General features: G+C 41.4%; 6 protein-coding genes. All 6 read left to right on the top strand.

Annotation, left to right across the window (positions count from 1 at the left end; genetic code table 11):
* The first annotated feature begins 882 nt into the window (after nucleotides 1–882).
* The 6 genes from ACFPOH_RS16220 (at nucleotide 883) to ACFPOH_RS16195 (ending at nucleotide 5,980) form a co-directional block, all read left to right on the top strand.
* A complete protein-coding gene (locus ACFPOH_RS16220; RefSeq protein WP_342470716.1) occupies nucleotides 883–2,304 on the top strand; it encodes an aminotransferase class I/II-fold pyridoxal phosphate-dependent enzyme in 1,422 nt (473 codons plus the stop codon).
* A gap of 37 nt (nucleotides 2,305–2,341) precedes the next feature.
* Nucleotides 2,342–2,974 (top strand): dTMP kinase, encoded by a 633-nt coding sequence (tmk, locus tag ACFPOH_RS16215; protein ID WP_342470715.1) that lies wholly within the window; start codon nucleotides 2,342–2,344, stop codon nucleotides 2,972–2,974.
* A 298-nt stretch (nucleotides 2,975–3,272) separates the two neighbouring features.
* On the top strand, nucleotides 3,273–3,602 hold the full coding sequence (locus ACFPOH_RS16210; protein WP_342470714.1) for a cyclic-di-AMP receptor: 330 nt from the start codon (nucleotides 3,273–3,275) through the stop codon (nucleotides 3,600–3,602).
* Between the two features lie 42 nt (nucleotides 3,603–3,644).
* A complete protein-coding gene (locus tag ACFPOH_RS16205) occupies nucleotides 3,645–4,085 on the top strand; it encodes a YaaR family protein (RefSeq protein WP_342470713.1) in 441 nt (146 codons plus the stop codon).
* A gap of 82 nt (nucleotides 4,086–4,167) precedes the next feature.
* On the top strand, nucleotides 4,168–5,172 hold the full coding sequence (gene holB, locus ACFPOH_RS16200; protein WP_342580698.1) for a DNA polymerase III subunit delta': 1,005 nt from the start codon (nucleotides 4,168–4,170) through the stop codon (nucleotides 5,170–5,172).
* A complete protein-coding gene (locus ACFPOH_RS16195) occupies nucleotides 5,165–5,980 on the top strand; it encodes a PSP1 domain-containing protein (protein ID WP_342580699.1) in 816 nt (271 codons plus the stop codon). The genes holB and ACFPOH_RS16195 overlap by 8 nt, the downstream gene beginning before the upstream one ends.
* The last annotated feature ends 20 nt before the right edge of the window (nucleotides 5,981–6,000 follow it).

The following is a 6,000-nucleotide window of genomic DNA, read 5'->3' as shown; positions in this document are numbered from 1 at the left end:
TCCTTTCTTTAGAATATTTTTTGGTCAATTTCATTCTATAAAAAAGGACGATTTTTTTGTACCCTAAAAACAGAAAAAAGGGCTGAGCCGAAGGTCGATTCAATCGACTTTTCGGACAGCCCCTTTTAATTGCCAAAAACGCCCTTAACTACCAAAGACCGGAGGTCAGTTCGGCGCGATACAGTAGCAGGAACCAAAAAGTGAAGCGGCAAGCCGATTAGAAGCAGACGAGAAGCACGGGGACCAAGAAGATCAAGGAAGCGAGGCGGCCCGGAGCGCAAGCGTCGGGTACGTGAGCACCGGACCGCCGAAGCTGACGAGAGTAGCCGGTTAACGTGCTTCGGAGTTCGCGCCGATGGTAGTTGGGGGGATCCCCTGCGAGAGTAGGACGCCGTTAATAAAAATCACTATATTTTAGTTTTCTGCTTTTTCATTCATTTATATAAGGAAACGGAATGGAATTAAAAACGATACAAGTTATTTAGAGGTTAATTATTTATTTGCCCCCTCCTATTAAAGACCGAAAGTCTATTCATTCTTAATTTCCAGTTGGCTGGTTATCTTTCCATTCGCCTCATGCTTTCTCTTCTCGCTTCAGGTGATTTTTTGTCTTCTGCCATTTTTCTTCCCCCTAGGATAAAAGAAATTCAATAGCTTATTCATAATTTTCGTTTCCTAATTTTTCTATATTTTATGCCAAACCGTCTTTGGTCATCAAATTTTTCATCGTGCCAAAAAAAATGGCATCTTAATATTTTGACAACGGGGATACAGTGAGCTTCCCCGAATGGATGAATTCATTTTCAATGAATTCATTATCAGAAGATGAGTTTTTCTTCCATTCAGACTATAATAAAAGTCAGTAGTACAGGGGGGAAGACGATGAGAATAGGACGTCCATTAGTTGAAACACTAAAGAAATTTGTAGAAAAACAGCCCACATCCTTTCATGTACCGGGCCATAAAAATGGGTTCATATCCGGACTGCCTAAAGAATTGCAAGGGGCACTCCCCTTTGATTTAACGGAATTGACGGGCCTTGATGATTTTCATCATCCGGAAGGGGCCATCTATGAAGCGGAACAGCTATTGGCCCAAACCTATGGTGCAGATCGAAGTTTCTTTTTAGTGAATGGCTCAACGGTTGGAAATTTGGCAATGATTTATGCCACGTGCAAAAGAAATGAAAAAGTGATTGTGCAAAGAAATGCGCACAAATCGATATTTCACGGCCTTCAATTGGTGGGGGCTAAACCGATCTATGTTTCGCCGGAATGGGACGGGGAAACCCGGACGGCCACCCATGTGTCGTTATCGACTTTGAAAGAGGTGTTACTGCTTCACCAAGACGTCAAAGCGGTCATTTTAACTTCCCCAACTTATTACGGAGCCGTATCGAAGGAATTGAAACAGCAAATAGCTCTATGTCATGAATTGGGGATCCCGGTGCTGGTGGATGAAGCCCACGGAGCCCATTTATCTGCGAGCAAACGATTTCCGGAATCGGCATTGGATGTCGGCGCGGATATTGTTGTCCAATCCGCCCATAAAACATTGCCGGCAATGACGATGGCTTCATTTTTACATATTAAATCGAACATTGTGGATGCGGAACGGGTGAACCGTTATTTGCGCATGTTGCAATCCAGCAGTCCATCCTATTTATTGCTCGCATCATTGGATGATGCAAGGCATTATGTTCAAACGTATTCAGAAATTGATGCAAGCTATTTCTTTGAAAAACGGAACCAATGGATTGAGGCATTGCGCTCAATCCAGCCGCTGGAAGTTATCGAAGTCGACGATCCGTTAAAAGTGCTGCTTAGGGTGCCAGGCTACACTGGTTTCCAGTTGAAAGAATCGTTGGAGAATAGTGGGATATATCCGGAAATGGCTGATGTCCATCAAGTGTTATTGATCTTGCCTCTATTGAAGCAAGGTCAAAATTTCCCTTTTGCAGAAACAAGAATCCAAATAAAAGAAGCTGTTGCTTCTTTGAAGAAAAGGGAAAAAACAAACGTATTATCAAATCCGTTGAAAGAAATCCAGAAAATCTCCATTCCCGAGTACTCTTTCGATGAATTGGCGGATATGGAGACCGAATGGATTCCTTATGTGCGAGCCATGGGCAGAGTGTCAGCGGGCATGGTGATACCATATCCACCGGGAATCCCTTTGTTTATATCCGGGGAAAAAATTACGGTGTCAAAACTGAGTCAATTGGAAGAATTGATCGCAGTAGGAGCTGCGTTCCAAGGGGAAATTCGGCTTGAAGAAAAGCTCCTTTGTGTCGTAAAGCCTTAATCGGCATGAAAAAAAACATTCATTGGAGGAACAACTTGTGGGATATTTAATCAGTTTTGAAGGTGGAGAAGGTGCAGGAAAAAGTACGGTCCTGAAACGATTAGCGGAATACTTGGTTCAACAGGGGTATGAAGTCGTTTGTACGAGAGAACCTGGAGGAATTGAAATTGCGGAACAGATTCGAAATATCATTTTGGACAAAAAGAATGTAAGGATGGATGCAAAGACAGAAGCGCTTTTGTATGCTGCTGCAAGAAGACAGCATCTTGTAGAAAAGGTTATTCCAGCATTAGAAAAAGGCAGTATCGTATTATGTGACCGATATATAGACAGCAGTTTAACATATCAAGGATATGCCAGAGGTCTTGGAATAGAAGAAATATTGACCATTAACCAATTTGCGATTGATGGTTATATGCCTCATTTGACTTTATTTTTGGATGTCTCTCCCGAGGTGGGGCTTTCAAGGATACGGAAAAACGGAGACCGGGAAGTCAATCGTCTGGATTTGGAGTCGTTGGATTTTCACCGTAAAGTGAGAGAAGGCTACTATCATCTTTTAGAAGAATTTCCTGAAAGAATCAAAAAAATTGATGCCGAGCAGGACATGGAAACGGTATTCCAACTTGTTTTGAACGAAATATTAAATTATTTAAAACGGAATCATTAATAGAAGGATTCTGCTTTATGCAGGATTCTTTTCTTTTTGTTTTGAGGGTAAACTGTAAAAAACATTCGTGCTTCTTTATAAAAGTTTTAGGGATTCCCATCTGTTACGTGTGTGGTGCATGCAAAGATATCAAGATGCAGGACAAAATCATTGTTTCATTCATAAAATAAGATAAAAAACTTCCTTTTACGAATACGAACAATCCACCATCTGAATGGCGAATTTTTTTGAAAGCAGGAAATGAAGTGAAAATGGGTAATATGATATAATAAAAATACGCAATTATAGGAGTGAGTGAATGAAATTAATCGTTGCGGTCATTCAAGACCAAGATAGCAACCGGCTGTCGAATGCTTTAATGAAGCAAAACTTTCGCGCGACTAAGTTGGCAAGTACCGGCGGATTCTTGCGCTCGGGAAATACGACATTTTTGATAGGCGTAGAAGATCAAGATGTTTCAAAGGTGCTGGATATCATTCGGGATAATTGTCGGGCAAGGGAACAAATGGTCACTCCTGTTTCACCTCTGGGAGGAAATGCGGACACCTATATTCCGTATCCGGTCGAGGTGGAAGTTGGCGGCGCAACGGTATTCGTTTTGCCGATCGAAGCATATCACCACTTTTAATAAACCGAATTTCCAAAAAGAAGTGTGTAGGGGCTGAGTAACATGAAGATTAACCAAGATATACGGGTAGGAATCAAAACAAATTTACATGAAATGAAACAACCGGCCGAAACCAACAACCGCTTCGGAGAACTGGTTTTAAGGCAGGGACAAAAATTGCAAAACGAGCAATTGACCCGGCTGCTGGGGGATATTTCTGCGGCGGGCGATCGGGTCGCAAGGTCGAGAAACCTGCGGGATTTGGCTAGGTTTAAAATGCTCGTAAAGCGTTTTTTGCAAGAAGCTGTCGAATACGGCCTTGAATTGAAACAGTCCCACACTTGGAATCGATTCGGTGAAGGCAGAAGGTTGAAAATTATTAAAACGATTGATCAACGTTTGGTTGAACTTGCTCAGGATATTTTGGACGAAGAAAAGGATACGATTGATTTGCTCGATAAAATTGGCGAAATAAAAGGCCTGCTAATTAATCTATATATGTAAAACCCGTGTCTTTCCCCTTTTGATAGACACGGGATTTTTTCTAAAAAAATAATCGTCCAGATTGGGGAAAAGGTGAAAGAACATGTTTGAAACAATAGATGAGCTTATGAAATTGCAGCCCATTGTCATGAAACAATTACAGATGATTTTTGAAAAAGGGCGCATTGCCCATGCTTATATTTTTGAAGGGGAAAAAGGGACGGGCAAAAAAGAAGTGGCAAAATTTTTTATCAAATTGATGCTCTGTCTGAATCCGTCGAAAAATGTTCCATGTGAAACATGCAGAAATTGTAAACGTGTCGAATCCGGGAACCATCCGAACATTTTACATATAGAACCGGATGGGCAATTTATCAAAGTGGAACAAATCCGGGACTTAATTTCGAATATGACAAGGACGGGCATAGAAGAGGGAAGAAAGATATATGTCATTCATCAAGCGGATAAAATGAATATCGCCGCCAGCAATACGCTGTTGAAGTTTTTGGAGGAACCGGATGGACAAGTAACGGCCATCCTCCTGACGGAACAATATCAATCCATATTGCCGACGATTCAATCCCGCTGCCAACATATCAAGTTCTCAAGCATTCCGAAAGACTTATTGATTCAACAGTTGCAGCAACAAGGGTTAACCTTTTCCATGGCTTCCACTGTCAGCCAAGTGACGAACAGTGTGGAGAAAGGTCTTGCTTTAGCGCAGGATGAGCAGTTTGCACTGGCAAGAAAAACAGTGTTAAAATTAGTTGAGACTGTCAGAAAAAATGTAAACGAAGCCTTGTTGATTGTATACGACGAATGGCTTCCAAACCTGAAGGAAAAAAGCGATTTTGAACTCAGTCTCGATTTACTTCTGTTGGCTTATCGTGATATTGTAGCAATAAAGGCAAACCCAGAAAGTGCTTGCACTTATCCGGATATGATGGATAGATGGAAAGAAATTGCATTAACTTCAACTTTTGAGCAGTTGTCGAATCAAATGCAAGCAATATTGCAAGCAAGACAAAATGTAGGTCGCAATATGAATCGCACGCTTTTATTGGAACAGCTGATGCTGAAATTGCAGGAGGGGTATTCCTTTGTATAATGTGGTAGGAGTCCGCTTTAAACGGGCGGGTAAAATATATTACTTTGACCCTGGAGAATATCAACTTGAAAAGGACCAATATGTCATAGTTGAAACGGCTCGGGGCGTCGAGTATGGAAAAATTGTTGTTCCGATGAGACAAGTTGGTGAAAATGATGTTGTTTTGCCTTTGAAGCAAGTTTTACGGCCTGCAACTGAGCGGGATAAAATCCAAGTGGAAGAAAATAAAGCCGAAGCTAGACGGGCTTTTGATATAGCGAATGTAAAAATAGCCGAACATCAACTGGAAATGAAACTGGTGGATGTTGAATATACATTCGATCGGAATAAAGTGATTTTCTATTTTACAGCAGAGGGAAGAGTCGATTTCCGTGAACTGGTAAAAGATTTGGCCGCGATTTTCCGGACTCGTATCGAACTCCGCCAAATCGGGGTGAGAGATGAGGCAAAACTTCTCGGAGGTATTGGTCCTTGCGGAAGAATGCTATGCTGTTCAACATTTCTGGGGGATTTTGATCCGGTCTCCATCAAAATGGCAAAAGATCAAAATCTATCACTAAATCCTACAAAAATATCTGGATTATGTGGTCGCCTAATGTGCTGCTTGAAATATGAAAATGATGATTATGAAACAGCGAAAGATGGAATGCCTGATATTGGCGAGACAACAATCACTCCTGATGGCTTTGGAACGGTTGTTGGAATCAATGTGCTGGAAAGAGTCGTCCAAGTCTATTTAGAAGAACTGGAACGCACGGCTGAATATACGCTGGAGGAAATACTTGAGTGCGAAAAGAATCTGATATAGATTAATACTAATGGGGTGGC

The sequence above is a fragment of the Ureibacillus suwonensis genome, assembly GCF_042655065.1.
Lineage (GTDB): Bacteria > Bacillota > Bacilli > Bacillales_A > Planococcaceae > Ureibacillus > Ureibacillus suwonensis.
The sequence above is the reverse complement of the archived record's forward strand: the minus strand, read 5'-3'. Positions and strand labels throughout refer to the sequence as shown.